Origin of the sequence: uncultured Croceicoccus sp. (assembly GCF_947496385.1) — a bacterium.
GTDB lineage: Bacteria > Pseudomonadota > Alphaproteobacteria > Sphingomonadales > Sphingomonadaceae > Croceicoccus.
This window is the reverse complement of sequence record NZ_CANMCP010000006.1, coordinates 183,922-198,519: the sequence shown is the minus strand read 5'-3', so window position 1 is coordinate 198,519 and position 14,598 is coordinate 183,922. Positions and strand designations below refer to the sequence as shown.

At 65.1% G+C, this 14,598-nt stretch carries 15 protein-coding genes; 7 read left to right on the top strand and 8 right to left on the bottom strand.

Translation table 11 applies throughout. The annotated features are described in order from the left end of the window. Nucleotides 1-28: 28 nt before the first annotated feature. Nucleotides 29-229, bottom strand: a complete 201-nt coding sequence (locus Q0897_RS16105) for a hypothetical protein (RefSeq protein ID WP_366519931.1) — start codon at nucleotides 227-229, stop codon at nucleotides 29-31. A 232-nt stretch (nucleotides 230-461) separates the two neighbouring features. Beyond that, nucleotides 462-1,685: a tyrosine--tRNA ligase gene (gene tyrS, locus Q0897_RS11430; RefSeq protein WP_299309580.1), complete on the bottom strand. Its 1,224-nt coding sequence runs from the start codon at nucleotides 1,683-1,685 to the stop codon at nucleotides 462-464. Between the two features lie 83 nt (nucleotides 1,686-1,768). On the opposite strand from tyrS, the gene Q0897_RS11425 reads away from it, so the two are divergent. Next, nucleotides 1,769-2,323 carry a DOMON-like domain-containing protein gene (locus Q0897_RS11425; protein ID WP_299309579.1) on the top strand — a complete coding sequence of 185 codons (555 nt, stop codon included), beginning with the start codon at nucleotides 1,769-1,771 and terminating at the stop codon, nucleotides 2,321-2,323. Continuing rightward, complete coding sequence (locus tag Q0897_RS11420) at nucleotides 2,320-3,519, top strand: DUF1343 domain-containing protein (RefSeq protein ID WP_299309578.1); 1,200 nt, start codon at nucleotides 2,320-2,322, stop codon at nucleotides 3,517-3,519. Before Q0897_RS11425 ends, Q0897_RS11420 begins: the two co-directional genes overlap by 4 nt. Before the next feature lies 1 nt (nucleotide 3,520). Here Q0897_RS11420 and Q0897_RS11415 read toward each other — a convergent pair whose 3' ends face one another. From Q0897_RS11415 to Q0897_RS11400, 4 genes are all read right to left on the bottom strand, one after another. After that, nucleotides 3,521-4,702, bottom strand: a complete 1,182-nt coding sequence (locus Q0897_RS11415) for a VWA domain-containing protein (protein WP_299309577.1) — start codon at nucleotides 4,700-4,702, stop codon at nucleotides 3,521-3,523. Nucleotides 4,703-4,706: 4 nt separating this feature from the next. Then, nucleotides 4,707-5,555, bottom strand: coding sequence for a MoxR family ATPase (locus tag Q0897_RS11410; protein WP_299309576.1), 849 nt, complete (start codon nucleotides 5,553-5,555; stop codon nucleotides 4,707-4,709). Between the two features lie 94 nt (nucleotides 5,556-5,649). Continuing rightward, complete coding sequence (parE, locus tag Q0897_RS11405) at nucleotides 5,650-7,647, bottom strand: DNA topoisomerase IV subunit B (protein WP_299309575.1); 1,998 nt, start codon at nucleotides 7,645-7,647, stop codon at nucleotides 5,650-5,652. A gap of 92 nt (nucleotides 7,648-7,739) precedes the next feature. Continuing rightward, nucleotides 7,740-8,963 (bottom strand): penicillin-binding protein activator, encoded by a 1,224-nt coding sequence (locus Q0897_RS11400; protein WP_299309574.1) that lies wholly within the window; start codon nucleotides 8,961-8,963, stop codon nucleotides 7,740-7,742. 39 nt (nucleotides 8,964-9,002) lie between these two features. On the opposite strand from Q0897_RS11400, the gene rsmI reads away from it, so the two are divergent. The 5 genes from rsmI (at nucleotide 9,003) to Q0897_RS11375 (ending at nucleotide 12,510) form a co-directional block, all read left to right on the top strand. Further along, nucleotides 9,003-9,866 carry a 16S rRNA (cytidine(1402)-2'-O)-methyltransferase gene (gene rsmI, locus Q0897_RS11395; protein ID WP_299309573.1) on the top strand — a complete coding sequence of 288 codons (864 nt, stop codon included), beginning with the start codon at nucleotides 9,003-9,005 and terminating at the stop codon, nucleotides 9,864-9,866. Beyond that, the gene (locus tag Q0897_RS11390) at nucleotides 9,863-10,213 is read left to right on the top strand and encodes a YraN family protein (protein WP_299309572.1); all 351 of its coding nucleotides are present in this window, start codon (nucleotides 9,863-9,865) and stop codon (nucleotides 10,211-10,213) included. Before rsmI ends, Q0897_RS11390 begins: the two co-directional genes overlap by 4 nt. A 39-nt stretch (nucleotides 10,214-10,252) precedes the next feature. Then, a complete protein-coding gene (gshB, locus tag Q0897_RS11385) occupies nucleotides 10,253-11,221 on the top strand; it encodes a glutathione synthase (RefSeq protein ID WP_299309571.1) in 969 nt (322 codons plus the stop codon). Between the two features lie 103 nt (nucleotides 11,222-11,324). Beyond that, nucleotides 11,325-11,957 carry a DedA family protein gene (locus Q0897_RS11380; protein ID WP_299309570.1) on the top strand — a complete coding sequence of 211 codons (633 nt, stop codon included), beginning with the start codon at nucleotides 11,325-11,327 and terminating at the stop codon, nucleotides 11,955-11,957. A 40-nt stretch (nucleotides 11,958-11,997) separates the two neighbouring features. Next, nucleotides 11,998-12,510, top strand: a complete 513-nt coding sequence (locus tag Q0897_RS11375) for a DUF2721 domain-containing protein (protein ID WP_202084945.1) — start codon at nucleotides 11,998-12,000, stop codon at nucleotides 12,508-12,510. Here the strand turns inward: Q0897_RS11375 and Q0897_RS11370 are convergent. Both Q0897_RS11370 and hemW read right to left on the bottom strand, forming a co-directional pair. Next, nucleotides 12,507-13,436, bottom strand: a complete 930-nt coding sequence (locus tag Q0897_RS11370; RefSeq protein WP_299309569.1) for a tyrosine recombinase XerC — start codon at nucleotides 13,434-13,436, stop codon at nucleotides 12,507-12,509. The two genes, Q0897_RS11375 and Q0897_RS11370, sit on opposite strands and share 4 nt — an antisense overlap. Next, nucleotides 13,433-14,584, bottom strand: a complete 1,152-nt coding sequence (gene hemW / locus Q0897_RS11365) for a radical SAM family heme chaperone HemW (protein WP_299309568.1) — start codon at nucleotides 14,582-14,584, stop codon at nucleotides 13,433-13,435. The genes Q0897_RS11370 and hemW overlap by 4 nt, the downstream gene beginning before the upstream one ends. Nucleotides 14,585-14,598: the final 14 nt, after the last annotated feature.

The window sequence follows — 14,598 nt, the reverse complement described above, 5'->3', positions numbered from 1 at the left end:
AAGGTCGATTGCCGATGACGTCGCCCCGTCATTCGCGCGGGCGAATGCGCGCTTTCGGCTTCATCTGCGAGAGCATCCGGGTAAAGCGGTCGGGCGGGATCACGCGTTCGAGCTGACACCCGGCGCGCCCGTCCGCGGACCAGATGACATGCGCCTCGATCCGTCCGATCTCGGGCAGGCGTACGGTCAGCCTTTCCCCGCGATCGAGCGCGACATCGCTTTGCGCCATGAAACCGTTCGCGGAAATATTGCAAAGGCGCATCGGCAGATCACCGTGGATGCGGTGGTCCGCCACCACCGGACAGTCGACCGGGTGGCGTGTCGCCCTGCGAAGATCCGTAACCGATAATCGTGCGCCGCCCTGCACCTGCGCCCCCATATGTTAATCCAGATCATGGGGTTAACGCCCACTGGATAACATATGGTAAACACGCGCCTACGGATAAGGCGCAGGTCGGGGATCAGCCGCGCAGAATGCCGTGGCGCTTCTTTCCGGCCGAAATGCGCATGTCTTCGGACGGGGCCGCGACATGCAGGGTTTCGTCCGCGACCTGTTCCCCGTTCAGCCGCGCACCGCCGCCCGCGATCAGGCGGCGTGCCTCGCCCTTCGACTTGGCAAAGCCCACGCCGATGAGCGCATCGACAATCCCGACGCCTTCTGCGGGCACCGCGAAAACGGGAAGATCGCCGCCGACGCCGCCCGCGGCAAAGGTCGCCTGCGCCGTGGCCTCGGCCTTTTTCGCGGCATCCTCGCCCCGGCAAAGGGCGGTCACCTCGTTGGCGAGCCGGACCTTCGCGGCGTTGATCCCGGCGCCTTCCGCCGCCTCCAGTTCCGCGATTTCGGCGAGCGGCAGATCGGTGAAAAGCCGCAGGAACCGGCCCACGTCCCGGTCGTCGCAATTGCGCCAGTATTGCCAGAAATCATACGCGGGCAGCATCTCTTCATTGAGCCACACCGCACCGTTCACCGACTTGCCCATTTTCGCGCCATCCGCCGTCGTCAGCAACGGCGTGGTCAGCCCGTACACCTCGCGCGCATCGACGCGGCGCGTGAGTTCGATCCCGTTGACGATATTGCCCCACTGATCCGAACCGCCCATCTGCAACCGGCAATCATACCGCCGCGACAATTCGCGGAAATCATACGCCTGCAAGATCATGTAATTGAATTCGAGGAAGCTGAGCGATTGCTCCCGATCGAGACGCAGCTTTACCGAATCGAAGCTTAGCATCCGGTTGACCGAGAAATGCTGCCCGATGTCGCGCAGGAAGGGGATATATTCGAGCCGGTCGAGCCATTCCGCATTGTCGACCATCACCGCATCGGTCGGCCCGTCGCCAAAGGTGAGCAGGCGCGAAAACACCTTCCGGATGGAGGCGACATTGGACGCAATGACGTCCTCCGTCATCATCGAGCGGGCCTCGTCCTTGAAGCTGGGGTCGCCGATCTTGCCCGTGCCGCCGCCCATGACGACGATCGGCTTGTGCCCGGCCTGCTGCAACCGGCGCAGCATCATGATCTGCACCAGCGATCCGACATGCAGCGATGGCGCCGTGGGATCGAACCCGATATAGCCGGGCACGATCTGCTTTGCCGCCAGCGTGTCGAGCGCATCGGCATCGGTCGCCTGATGGATATAGCCGCGTTCGTCCAGCGTGCGAAGCAATTGGGATTTGTAGGTCATCGTGGCTGTCCGTCCGGCAAGAATGGTTTGCGCGGCGCCCGTAACACGGGTTCCGCCGCGCGGGTAGGGGGAAGGCGAAGCGCATGGCGATGAATGAAGACGAATGGATCGCACTGCTCCCGCATCCGGCGGGCGAGGAGGCGCCCTACGCGGTGTCGGCGCGGGTCGGCTTCGCATCCGACGGGCGCTGGCGCATCGACTATCGCGTGACGGGCGACGTTGGCGGCATCGTGTGGCCGCGGCCCCGCGTGCCCGAACGCGCCGACGGTTTGTGGCAGCATACATGCTTCGAATTGTTCGCAATGGGCGAGGGCGGCGGTTATCACGAGTGGAACTTTGCGCCCGATGGATGCTGGGCCGCGTATGAATTTGCCGATTATCGCGCGCCGGTCAGCCCGCCGCCCGCCACCTTTCCGCCCGTGATCGACCTGCGGATGGGCGATGTCGCCGCCATGCGCGTCGCCGTCGATGTCTGGCCGGTGACGGGTGTGCAGCCTTTGGCGGTCGGCCTTTGTGCGGTGATCGAACGGACGAGCGGGGATCGCGATTTATGGGCTTTGGCGCATGGCGAGGGGCGGCCTGATTTTCACGCGCCCGCTTGCTTTGCCGCGAAGATTTCGCCACCGATGAACGCATGAAATTCGGTATCGATCGCCTCATCGCCGATGCGGAACTGCGCCGCCCGCTCATCGGGCGCCGCGTTGCGCTGGTGGCTCATCCCGCATCCGTTACGGCGGACCTGACCCATTCGCTCGACGCGCTGGCCGCGTGCGAGGGGATCACGCTATCCGCCGCCTTCGGCCCGCAACATGGGCTGAAGGGGGACAAGCAGGACAACATGGTCGAAACCGCCGACGAGACGGATCCCGATTACGGCATCCCGGTCTTCAGCCTCTATGGCGAGGTGCGCCGCCCGACCGCCGCGATGATGGACAGCGCCGACGTGTTCCTCTTCGATCTTCAGGACCTGGGCTGCCGGATCTATACCTTCGTGACGACGCTGCTCTACATGCTGGAGGCCGCGGCGGAGAGTGGGAAGGCGATCTGGGTGCTCGACCGGCCCAACCCCGCCGGACGCCCGGTGGAGGGGACGATTTTGCGCGCAGGACAGGAAAGCTTCGTCGGCGCCGGGCCGATGCCGATGCGGCACGGGCTTACCCTGGGCGAGATGGGACACTGGTTCGTGGCGCATTTCGGGCTGGACGTGGAATATCGCGTGATCGGGATGGAAGGCTGGCAGCCGGACGGTCCGGGCCATGGCTGGCCGCAGGACCGGGTGTGGATCAACCCCAGCCCGAATGCCGCCAATGTGAACATGGCGCGCGCCTATGCCGGGACCGTCATGATCGAGGGCGCGACCGTGTCCGAAGGCCGCGGCACGACCCGCCCGCTGGAGATATTGTTCGGCGCGCCCGACATCGATGCGAAAGCGGTTCTCACCGAAATGCGCGGGTTTGCGCCCGAATGGCTGGCGGGCTGCGCGATCCGCGAATGCTGGTTCGAGCCGACGTTTCACAAACATGCGGGCACGCTGTGTCACGGGCTGATGATCCATGCGGAGGGGCCGTTCTACGACCATGCCGCGTTCCGGCCGTGGCGCTTGCAGGCGCTGGCGTTCAAGGCGATCCGGCGGCTCTATCCCGATTACGATCTGTGGCGGGACTTTCCCTATGAATACGAGTTCGACCGGCTGGCGATCGACGTGATCAATGGCGGGCCGGACTTGCGCGAATGGGTGGACAACCCGGACGCGGCGCCCGCCGACCTCGACGCCGTCGCATCGCGGGACGAGGCGGCGTGGCGGGACGAAATCGCGCCGCTGCTGCTGTATTGACCTAGCCGCGCTTGCGGCTCAACTCGCGCATCGCATCCTCAAGCCCGTCCATGGTGAGCGGGTACATGCGGTCGTTCATGATCTCGCGGATCATGCGGTTCGACTGCGTGTAATCCCATGCGCGCCGCTCCTCCGGGTTAAGCCAGACCGTCGCCGGATAGGTATCGACCACCCGTTTGAGCCACACGCCGCCGGCCTCGGCATTCATATGTTCGACCGAACCGCCCGGATGCGCGATTTCGTAGGGGGACATGGCCGCATCGCCGACGAACACGATCTTGTAATCGTGGCCATATTTGTGAAGCACGTCCCATGTCGGCGTGCGATCGGTCCAGCGGCGGTGGTTTTCCTTCCACACCCCTTCGTACAGGCAATTGTGGAAGTAGAAGAATTCGAGGTTCTTGAACTCCGCATGGGCCGCGCTGAACAATTCCTCCACCACGCGGATATGCGGATCCATCGAGCCGCCCACGTCGAGGAACAGCAGCAATTTCACCGCGTTGCGCCGTTCGGGCCGCATCTTGAGATCGAGATACCCCTGCCGGGCGGTGCCGCGAATCGTCGCGTCGAGGTCGAGCTCGTCCGCGGCCCCCTCCCGCGCGAAACGGCGCAGGCGGCGCAGCGCCATCTTGATGTTGCGCGTGCCGAGTTCGCGCGAATTGTCGAGATCAGCGAACTCGCGCTTCTCCCACACCTTGATCGCGCGGCGGTGCCGGCTCTCGCCGCCGATCCGCACGCCGGCGGGGTTATAGCCCGAATGGCCGAACGGCGAGGTCCCGCCCGTGCCGATCCACTTGTTGCCGCCCTGGTGGCGCGAATCCTGCTCCTCGAGCCGTTTCTTCAACGTCTCCATGATCGTGTCCCAGTCGCCGAGCGCCTCGATCTTCTCCCTTTCCTCGGCGCTCAGATATTTCTCCGCAACCGCGCGCAGCCAGTCTTCGGGAATGTCGACCGCGTCCTGGCCCATATCGGCGAGGACGCCTTTGAACACCTTGTGAAACACCTGGTCGAAGCGGTCGAGCAGGCCTTCGTCCTTCACGTAGATCGCGCGTGACAGGTAGTAGAACGCCTCGGGCGTGCGATCGATGACGTCTTGGTCGAGCGCCTCGAGCAGGACGAGATGCTCCTTCAGGCTGGCCTTGATCCCCGCGGCGCGCAATTCGTCGAGAAAGCCGAGAAGCACAGGCTCACCGCTCCCGCCGGGCGAGGAAGGCGAGCCTTTCGAGCATCATCACGTCCTGCTCGTTCTTGAGCAGCGCACCGTGCAAGGGGGGGATCGCCTTCGACGAATCGCGGCTCTGCAACACGTCCATCGGCATGTCCTCCACTAGGAGCAGTTTGAGCCAGTCGAGCAGTTCCGACGTGCTGGGTTTTTTCTTCAAGCCCGGCACCTCCCGCAATTCGTAGAAGATTTCGAGCGCCTCGCTCACCAGTCGCGTCTGAATATCCGGGAAATGGACGGCGATGATCGCCTGCATCGTCTCCCGGTCGGGGAACTTGATATAGTGAAAGAAGCAGCGGCGCAGAAACGCGTCCGGCAGTTCCTTTTCATTGTTCGAGGTGATGACGACGATGGGGCGTTCCTTCGCCTCGACCCGCTCGCCCGTTTCGTAAACGTCGAAGCTCATCCGGTCGAGTTCCTGAAGCAGGTCGTTCGGAAACTCGATGTCGGCCTTGTCGATCTCGTCGATGAGCAGCACGGGCAGGTCGGGGCTGGTGAACGCCTCCCACAGCTTGCCCTTGCGGATGTAATTGCCGATGTCGTGCACGCGCTCGTCGCCAAGCTGTCCGTCGCGAAGCCGGGCCACGGCATCATATTCATAAAGCCCCTGCTGCGCCTTCGTCGTGGATTTGACGTTCCATTCGATCAATGGTGCACCGGTGGCCTTGCTGATTTCATGGGCGAGCACGGTCTTGCCCGTGCCCGGCTCCCCCTTGATGAGCAGCGGACGGCGCAGCGTCACCGCGGCGTTCACCGCGACCTTGAGATCGTCGGTCGCCACATAGTTGCTGGTGCCTTCGAAACGTTCTTTCATTGCCTGTCCTGCCGATCGTTGGGTTCGTGTTCGCGTGCCTTCGTGCCACGGCCCCGGCCATTCGGACAAGCCCCGCCGTAACGTGGGCCGGCAATCAGGCGTCGATCATGTCGCGGTCGAGCTCGCCGGCGCGGTTCTGAATGAAGTTGAAGCGATGTTCGGGATTGCGCCCCATGAGCTGATCGACCAGCTCCTTCACCGCGGCGCGCTGCTCGAATTCGGGGGGCAGGGTGATGCGGATCAGGCTGCGGCTTTCGGGGGCCATTGTGGTTTCGCGCAATTGCTGCGGGTTCATTTCGCCAAGGCCCTTGAACCGGCCGACGTCGACCTTCTTGCCTTTGAACACCGTCGCCTCCAGCTCCGCCCGGTGGGCATCGTCGCGGGCATAGCGGCTCTCCTTGCCCGCGGTGAGCCGGTAAAGCGGCGGCTGCGCGAGATAGAGGTGACCGCCGCGCACGATGTCGGGCATTTCCTGAAAGAAGAACGTCATCAAGAGCGTCGCGATATGCGCGCCGTCGACATCGGCGTCGGTCATGATGATGATGCGGTCGTAACGCAGATTATCCGTATCGCAATCCTTGCGCACCCCGCAACCGATCGCGAGCATCAGGTCCGCGATTTCGGAATTGGCGCGGATCTTGTCGAGGCTGGCCGACGCAACGTTCAGGATCTTGCCGCGAATGGGCAGGATCGCCTGCGTCTTGCGGTCGCGGGCCTGCTTTGCGCTGCCACCGGCGGAATCGCCTTCCACGATGAACAGTTCGGTGTCGCGACCGGGCTCCCCCGAACAATCGGTGAGCTTGCCGGGAAGGCGCAGTTTTCGCGCATTGGTGGCGGTCTTGCGCTTGACCTCGCGCTCCTGCTTGCGGCGGAGGCGTTCGTCCATGCGCTCCATCACCTGCGAGAGCAGCGCCTTGCCCCGGTCCATGTTCGCGGTCAGGAAATGGTCGAAATGGTCGCGCATGGCGTTTTCGACCAGCCGCGCAGCCTCCGGCGAGGTGAGGCGGTCCTTCGTCTGCGACTGAAACTGCGGGTCGCGGATGAAGAGCGAGAGCATGATCTCGCTGCCATTGGTGACATCGTCGGGGGTGATGTCCTTTGCCTTCTTAACGCCGGTCAGTTCGGCAAAGGCGCGCAATCCCTTGGTCAGCGCGGCGCGAAGCCCCTGTTCATGCGTGCCGCCGTCGGGCGTCGGGATGGTGTTGCAATACCAGCTATAGGATCCGTCGGAATACAGCGGCCAGGCGATGGCCCATTCGACGCGCCCCTGATCCGATCCATCCTCGCCCTTGGGAAAATCCTGGCGTCCGGCAAAGAAATCGGTGGTGGCACATTCGCGTGTCCCGATCTGTTCGCGCAAATGGTCGGCAAGGCCGCCGGGAAACTGAAACACCGCCTCCTGCGGCACGTCGTCGCTCGCCAGTGAAGCCGCGCATTTCCAGCGGATTTCGACCCCGGCGAACAGATACGCCTTCGACCGGGTGAGGCGGAACAGGCGCGCGGGCTTGAACTGCTGCTTGCCGAAAATCTCGGTGTCGGGGGTGAAGCTGACCGTGGTGCCGCGGCGGTTGGGCGCGGCGCCGATCTTTTCGAGCTTGCCCTGCGGAAGGCCGCGCGAAAATTCCTGCGCAAACAGTTCCTTGTTCCGTGCGACCTCGACCCGCGTCAGGCTGCTCAGCGCGTTGACGACCGACACGCCGACACCGTGCAGACCGCCGCTCGTCGCGTAGGCCTTGCCCGAAAACTTGCCGCCGGAATGCAGCGTGGTCAGGATCACCTCGAGCGCGGATTGCCCCGGATATTTGGGATGTTCATCGACCGGAATGCCGCGTCCGTTGTCGCTCACCGTCAGGCGATTGCCTTCCTCCAGCGTGACCTCGATCCGGTTGGCGTGGCCGGCGACGGCTTCGTCCATGGCGTTGTCGATGACTTCGGCGGCGAGGTGGTGCAGCGCGCGTTCGTCGGTGCCGCCGATATACATGCCGGGGCGGCGGCGCACCGGTTCCAGCCCTTCGAGCACCTCGATCGAGGAGCCGTCGTAGTTTTCCCCCGCGACGGAGGGTGCGTTTTCGAAAAGATCGTCGTCGGACATGGGCGCCAGACTAGCGGGACGAACGGCGCACTGGCAAGCGCGCCGTTCGGCTTATGTCCCGTTTTCGCGGTGGTATGCCGCCAGCCGCGCGATCAAAAAGCGGTCGGCGCCTCCGACACGACGCGCATGCCGTTGGCGGTCACCTCGCGCACTTCGAACATGCGTTCGATCTCGCCATCGCGGTCGAAACGGAACGCCCCGTCGAGCCCGATGAACCCGCCTTCGTCCTCCAGCCTTTCAAGCGGGAAGCGCGTGCCCACGGGCCATTCCTGCGCAATATTGATGGCGAGCAGCACTGCATCGTAACCCAGCGTGGCGACGCGATAGGGCGCGCTGCCGAAGCGGGAACGATAGCTGTCGCTGAACCGGCGATAGCGTCCGTCCGAAATGGCGGAGAACCACGCGCCGCGCAATGCGCTGCTCTCGGCGATGTCCGCCTCGCCGCTCCACAATTCGGTGCCGAGGAACCGGGCCGAGGCGTTCCGGTCGCGCAGCAGGGATGCCGCACGTACCGCCACGCGCGCGCCATCGGCAATCAGCACCGCGCCGAACCCGCCCTGCGCCGAAAGGCGATTGGCGGCCGCGGTGATCGAGCTCGCGCTACGGTCGTAGGTTTCGACGCCCGCGATCCGCACGTCGAGATCGCGCGCGGTGCGCACCATCGCCTCCGACGCGCGGCGGCCATATTCGCCCTCGGGTACAAGCGCGGCGAAATCGCGCACGCCCTGCCCCGCGGCATAGCGCATCGTGCGGTCGATCGACTGCTCCGGCACCTGTCCCATGATGTAGACGCCGCGGCCCGAGGCCTGGCTGTCATTCGAAAAGCTGATGATCGGGACGCGCGCGGGGCCGGCGACGCGGGCGATATTGTCGATATTGTCCGAAAGCAGCGGGCCGAGGATGAGCCGGTTGCCATCCGCGATCGCACGCTCCGCCGCGGTGCCGGGCTGGCTCGCGGTGTCGTAGGTGGTGATACGGATGTTCGACGTATTGGTGTCAAGCAGCGCCATCGTGGTCGCATTGGCGATGGATTGCCCCACCGCGGCATTGTCGCCCGACAATGGCACGAGCAGGGCGACACGGTGCCGATCCTCGTCCGCGTCGGGGAGGCGTTCGGCACTCGGCCCCGTATCTGTCGGCGGGGGCGGCGGGGGCGGGGCGCGGTCGCTGCCCGGAATGATCCCGGCGCACCCGCCGAGCGCAAGCGCCAGCGCGCCCGTAATCCCGCGACGCACAAACGCCCCGCGGCTCAACGTGCCGGGGCGTTCCCCCGCCGCCGGCTTGTCCGCCAGATTGGCTGCGGCCCGTTCAAACATTGCTTGCAACTCCTCGATATACGCGTGCATCACGGCGCCATGACCGAAAATGCCGTTCCGGGCCAGCACGATGGCGCGCCCCTTGCTCCGGGCCTTTATATTGTCGCCACGCCGATTGGCAATCTTGGCGACATGACAATCCGCGCCGCCGACGTGCTTTCCCGGTGCGATGCCGTCGCGTGCGAGGATACGCGCGTCACGGGAAAATTGCTCCACCATATCGGGGCGAAGAAGCGGCTCGTGCGCTATGACGACCATGCGAGCGAGGAGACGCGCGACTTTCTCCTCGGCCTGATGGCGCAGAGTGCCGTCGCGCTGGTGTCGGACGCGGGGACGCCGCTGATTTCCGATCCGGGCTACCGGCTGGTGCGGGCCGCGCGCGAGGCGGGTCTTCCCATCACCAGCCTGCCGGGGCCGAGCGCGGCGGTCGTCGCACTCACCCTGTCGGGCCTGCCGACGGACCGGTTCCTGTTCGCCGGGTTCTTTCCGGCCAAGGACAAGGCGCGCGCCGACGTGCTCGCCGAACTGGGCGCGGTAGCCGCGACGCTGGTGTTCTACGAAACCGGGCCGCGCCTCGTTTCGGCGTTGGGTGCGATCGCGGCGATCTGTCCGGAGCGGGAAGTCTCCGTCGCGCGCGAACTGACCAAGAAGTTCGAGGAATGCCGCACCGGGACCGCCGCCACTCTCGCCGATCACTACACGGCGCACCCGCCCAAGGGGGAGATCGTGTTGATGATCGGCCCGCCGGTCGCGGCTGCGGCGCAGGACATCGACATTGACGCGGCCCTTCGCGCCGAAATGGCGCAGCGCAAGCCGAGCCAGGCCGCGGCCCATGTAGCAAAGACCCACGGCCTCGACCGCAAGGCGCTCTATGCCCGCGCGATGGAACTTAAATCCCCATGAAGCGGCAGATCGCCGAAAAGCGTGGCCGCACGGCGGAGCGCAGCGCCGCGCAATATCTGCAATCGAAAGGGTTTCGCATCCTTGCCGAGCGCGTGCGCAATGCGGGCGGCGAAATCGACATCGTCGCACGGCGCGAAACCATGGTCGTCTTTGTCGAGGTGAAATGGCGGGCGCGCGCCGCCGATCTCGACACCGCCATCGATGCACGCCGTCTGTCGCGGGTCAGCGCCGCCGCCGCGATCGCCATGCCCAACTATATGCAGGATGGCGACGATTGCCGGATCGACGTGCTGCTCCTTGCGCCGGGGCACATGCCGCGCCATCTGGAAAACGCCGGGCAGTTCTGATCTGCCGAAAACACCCGAAGATATGCGGAGAATTGCCCAGTGTCCGAACAATTGCGCGTCGCGGTCCAGATGGACCCGATGGATTCGATCAATATCGCCGGTGACAGCAGCTTTGCCCTGATGATGGCGGCGCAGGCGCGGGGGCATACGCTGTTCCATTACGACGTGCGTTCGTTGAGCTGGCAGGACGGGCGCGTGACCGCCTTTGCCGCGCCGGTCACGGTGCGCAACGTTGCGGGCGATCATTTCGACATGGGTGATCATCGCACGATCGACCTTGGCCGCGATGTCGATGTCGTGCTGATGCGGCAGGATCCGCCGTTCGACATCGGCTATCTCACCGGCACCTGGCTGCTGGAGCGGATTGCGGGGGAGACGCTTGTGGTGAACGACCCGGTTTCGGTGCGCAACGCGCCGGAAAAGGTCTATGTCCTCGATTACGCGCGCTTCATGCCACCCACGCTGATAACCCGGCGGATCGAGGAGGTGCGGCGTTTTCAGGAAGAGCACGGCGCGATCGTGCTCAAACCCCTGCACGGCAATGGGGGGAAGGCGGTGTTTCGCGTCGATGCCGATGGCGCGAACCTGTCCGCGCTGATGGAGATGTTCAACCAGACCTGGCCCGAACCGCACATGGTGCAGCCCTTCCTTCCCGAAGTGGCGAAGGGCGACAAGCGCATCGTGCTGATTGACGGGGAGGTGGCTGGCGCCATCAATCGCAAGCCGGGCGAGGGGGAGTTCCGCTCCAACCTGGCGCAGGGCGGCTTTGCCGAGGCGGCGGACCTGACCCCGCGCGAACGGGAAATCTGCGACGCGATGGGGCCGGATTTGCGCGAAAAGGGGCTGACGTTCGTGGGCATCGACGTGATCGGTGGCGAATGGCTGACCGAGATCAACGTGACCTCGCCCACCGGCATCGTCGCCATCGACCGTTTCAACGGCAGCGATTGCGCCGGCATGATCTGGACCGCGATTGAGCGCCGGATCGCCGCGCGGGCGCAATCCTGATCCGTGCCTTTGCCAATGGGCGGAGCTTTTGCCGCTCTCGCCGGTTGGGTAAGCGATATGGACGTTTCGACATGAACGACGCTTCGGCATTGGCGATTGGGGCATGAGCGACTGGATCGTCTCGATCATCGAGGGCGGCGGCTATGTCGGCATCGCTTTTCTCATGGCGCTGGAGAATATTTTCCCGCCCTTGCCCAGCGAGGTCATCATGGGCGTGGCCGGCGTCGCCGTGGCGGAGGGGCGGATGGCGTTCTGGCCCCTGCTGATCTGGAGCACATTGGGGGCGACACTCGGCAATTATGCGTGGTTCCTGCTCGGCGACAGGCTGGGATACGAACGCATGCGGCCCTTCGTCGACCGGCATGGGCGCTGGCTCACCATGGACTGGCGACAGGTGGAGGCGACGAGCCGCTTCTTTCGCCGCTGGGGCCAATGGGTCGTGTTCTTCCTGCGCTTTTCGCCCTTGATGCGCACGATCATCTCGCTGCCGGCCGGTCTTGCCCACATGGGGCACTGGAAATTCCTGATCTACACGCTTGCGGGGACGGCGATCTGGAATGCGGCGCTGATCTGGGGTGCGGGATTGATGGCAAGCTGGTTCCGGGAATTCGAACACTACTTGGGCGATGTCGTGCTCGTGCTCGTCGTCGCGATGACGGTGTTCTACATCTACCGCGTGGTCACGTGGAAGGCCGTGGACCACGAGCCGGGCGATCCACGCGATCCGCCGGCGTGACCGTGTTGATATGGCCCGCGGCCCGGCGTATCGAGGCGGCATGATCCCCGATATCCTCGCCGTGAATACGCAGATCGCCTCCGACCTCGTGTCCCGCACCGCCAGCACGGCGCGGGTGCAGCAGATCCTGCAACTGTCGCTGGCGCCGGCGTTCCTGCTCGCTGCGGTCGCGGCGATGCTGAACGTCATGAATCAGCGGCTGACATGGATCGTTGACCGGGTCGAACGGCTCGAGCGCAGGGCCGAGCGCGGCGGGCTCGACCGGGAGGTGCAGGAATTGCCCGCCCTCCTGCGGCGTCAGAAATTCGCCCATGTCGCCATTAATTTCAGCACGGGCTCCGCGCTGATGATCTGTATCGTGGTCAGCCTGATGTTCGTGTCGGCCTTCATCCGCCCGCCGCTCGGCACATGGGTTGCGGCGGCGTGGATCGCGGCGATGATGGGCGTGTTCGTCAGCCTGCTCTATTTCCTGCTCGAAACGCAGCTTGCAACCCGCTCGTCCCGCGACCGGCGCCGCATCTCGCGCGAATTGCGCCGCCGCGAGGAGGATTAGCCGATGTCGCGCGGCTGCCGCTCGCCGGTCCGTTCGCGGGGGTGCGCCTCCCGGTAGATGTCGAGCATGGTCGCCGCGTCCACCTTGGTATAGATCTGCGTCGAGCCGAGGCTCGCATGGCCGAGCAATTCCTGCAGGCTGCGCAGATCGGCCCCCGCGGCGAGCAGGTGCGTGGCAAAGCTGTGGCGCAGCGCATGGGGTGTGGCCGACGACGGCAGGCCGAGAATCTGCCGCGCAGACGCCACCGTTTTCTGCACGACACCTTGCGACAAGCGCCCGCCCTTCGCACCGCGGAACAAGGGATCGCCGGGTCGCGCCGGCCATGGGGAGCGGGCGAGATAATCCGCGACCGCGTCGCGCACGATGGGCATGATGGGCACGATGCGCTGTTTCCGGCCCTTGCCCATGACGGTCAGCGTGTCGCCCGGCGGCCAGGCCTCGCAATCCAGCGCGAGCGCCTCCCCAATGCGAAGCCCCGCGCCGTAGAGCAGCAGCAGCACGGCCCGGTCGCGCGCGCCGATCCAGTCCTCGTCCGAGCCTTGCGCCACCATGTCGGAAAGGCCCACCGCCTCGTCCGGGGTAATGGCACGCGGAATGCCCTTCTTGACCCGCGGCGCGCGCAGGCGGGGCGGCGTTTCATGTTCGATTCCAGTGCGTTGGCGGGCAAAGGCGATAAATGCTTTCAACGCGGAAATCTCCCGCGCCGCCGATGCGTTGGACAATCCGTCGCCGCGCCGCCGTGCCATATGCCCGCGCAGGGTCGCCGCATCGCACCGCGCCAGCTCAGCCCATTCCACATCACCGCCAAGATAATCGAGCAGGCGTTTTGCCGCGGCCTGATACGCGCGCACGGTGTGGGCGGAACGGCGAAGGTTGTGCGTCTGATGCGCGTGCCATTCGGCCAGCAGATCGGCGAAATGCGTCACGACAGCAGCAATTCGGGCTGCACCAGCTCGCCCAGCAGACCGTCGAGCAGGACCATCCCCCGCGGCGTCACCGTAAGCCGCGAGCCATCGAGCGTGACGAAGCCGAGATCGCGGTAAAGCGCCACCTGCCGCATCGCCACCAGCCCGTCCATCGGCATGCCGAACCGCGCCGAAAGCCGATCGAGATCGACACCCTCGTCCAGGCGGAGGCCCATCATCAGCGCCTCTGCCGCCTGCTCGCCCGTCGGCAGCGCATGGCTGTCGCAAATGCCGTGTCCCTGCCGCTGGACCGCGGTGAGGTAATTCTCCGGCTTGCGGTGCCGCTGCGTCGCCGTGGCGCAACGCCGGCCATGCGCGCCCGGCCCGATCCCCGCATAATCGCCATAGCGCCAGTAGGTGAGATTGTGCCGGCTTTCCTCCCCCGGCCGCGCATGATTGCTCACCTCATAGGCGGGCAGCCCCGCCGCGGCCGTCATCGCGCGCGTCATGGCGAACAACTCGGCGGACAGATCCTCCTCCGGCATCACAAAGGCACCCTGTCGCAGGTCGGTGGCAAAGCGGGTGCCCGGCTCGATCGTGAGCTGATACAGCGAAAGATGCCCCGTCCCGAAGCCGAGTGCGCGGGAGAGCATCGCTTGCCATTCCTCCTCCGTCTGACCGGGGAGGGCGTAGATGAGATCGAAACTGACCCGCTCGAAATGCGCCTGCGCCGTGTCGAGCGCGGCAAGCCCTTCGACCGCGCCATGCAGTCTGCCCAGGAATTTCAAGGCCTTGTCATCGAGACTTTGCAAACCGAGCGAGGTCCGGTTGATTCCCGCCCGAGCCAGATCGGCAAAGCGCGATGCCTCGACCGAGGAGGGATTGGCCTCCAGCGTAATCTCGATATCATCCGCAAAGGCCCAGTGCCGCCCCGCCGCCGCGATCAGCCGCTCGACCAGTTCCGGCGGCATCAGGGACGGCGTGCCGCCACCGAAAAAGATCGAGGTGAGGGTGCGTTGTCCCGTCCGCTCCGCCTCGAATGCCATGTCGGTTAGCAGCGCCGCCTCCCACGCGGCCACGTCCACCGTGTCGCGCACGTGGCTGTTGAAATCACAGTAGGGGCATTTCTTCGCGCAGAAGGGCCAATGGATGTAAAGCGCAAGCGTCATGCCGCCATTTCAGC

Coding starts and splice junctions, on each gene's coding strand:
- Q0897_RS16105 (WP_366519931.1), bottom strand. CDS start 229: ATGGCGCAAAGCGATGTCGCGCTCGATCGCGGGGAAAGGCTGACCGTA.
- tyrS (WP_299309580.1), bottom strand. CDS start 1,685: ATGACCTACAAATCCCAATTGCTTCGCACGCTGGACGAACGCGGCTAT.
- Q0897_RS11425 (WP_299309579.1), top strand. CDS start 1,769: ATGGCGATGAATGAAGACGAATGGATCGCACTGCTCCCGCATCCGGCG.
- Q0897_RS11420 (WP_299309578.1), top strand. CDS start 2,320: ATGAAATTCGGTATCGATCGCCTCATCGCCGATGCGGAACTGCGCCGC.
- Q0897_RS11410 (WP_299309576.1), bottom strand. CDS start 5,555: ATGAAAGAACGTTTCGAAGGCACCAGCAACTATGTGGCGACCGACGAT.
- parE (WP_299309575.1), bottom strand. CDS start 7,647: ATGTCCGACGACGATCTTTTCGAAAACGCACCCTCCGTCGCGGGGGAA.
- Q0897_RS11400 (WP_299309574.1), bottom strand. CDS start 8,963: ATGTTTGAACGGGCCGCAGCCAATCTGGCGGACAAGCCGGCGGCGGGG.
- rsmI (WP_299309573.1), top strand. CDS start 9,003: ATGACCGAAAATGCCGTTCCGGGCCAGCACGATGGCGCGCCCCTTGCT.
- Q0897_RS11390 (WP_299309572.1), top strand. CDS start 9,863: ATGAAGCGGCAGATCGCCGAAAAGCGTGGCCGCACGGCGGAGCGCAGC.
- Q0897_RS11380 (WP_299309570.1), top strand. CDS start 11,325: ATGAGCGACTGGATCGTCTCGATCATCGAGGGCGGCGGCTATGTCGGC.
- Q0897_RS11375 (WP_202084945.1), top strand. CDS start 11,998: ATGATCCCCGATATCCTCGCCGTGAATACGCAGATCGCCTCCGACCTC.
- hemW (WP_299309568.1), bottom strand. CDS start 14,584: ATGACGCTTGCGCTTTACATCCATTGGCCCTTCTGCGCGAAGAAATGC.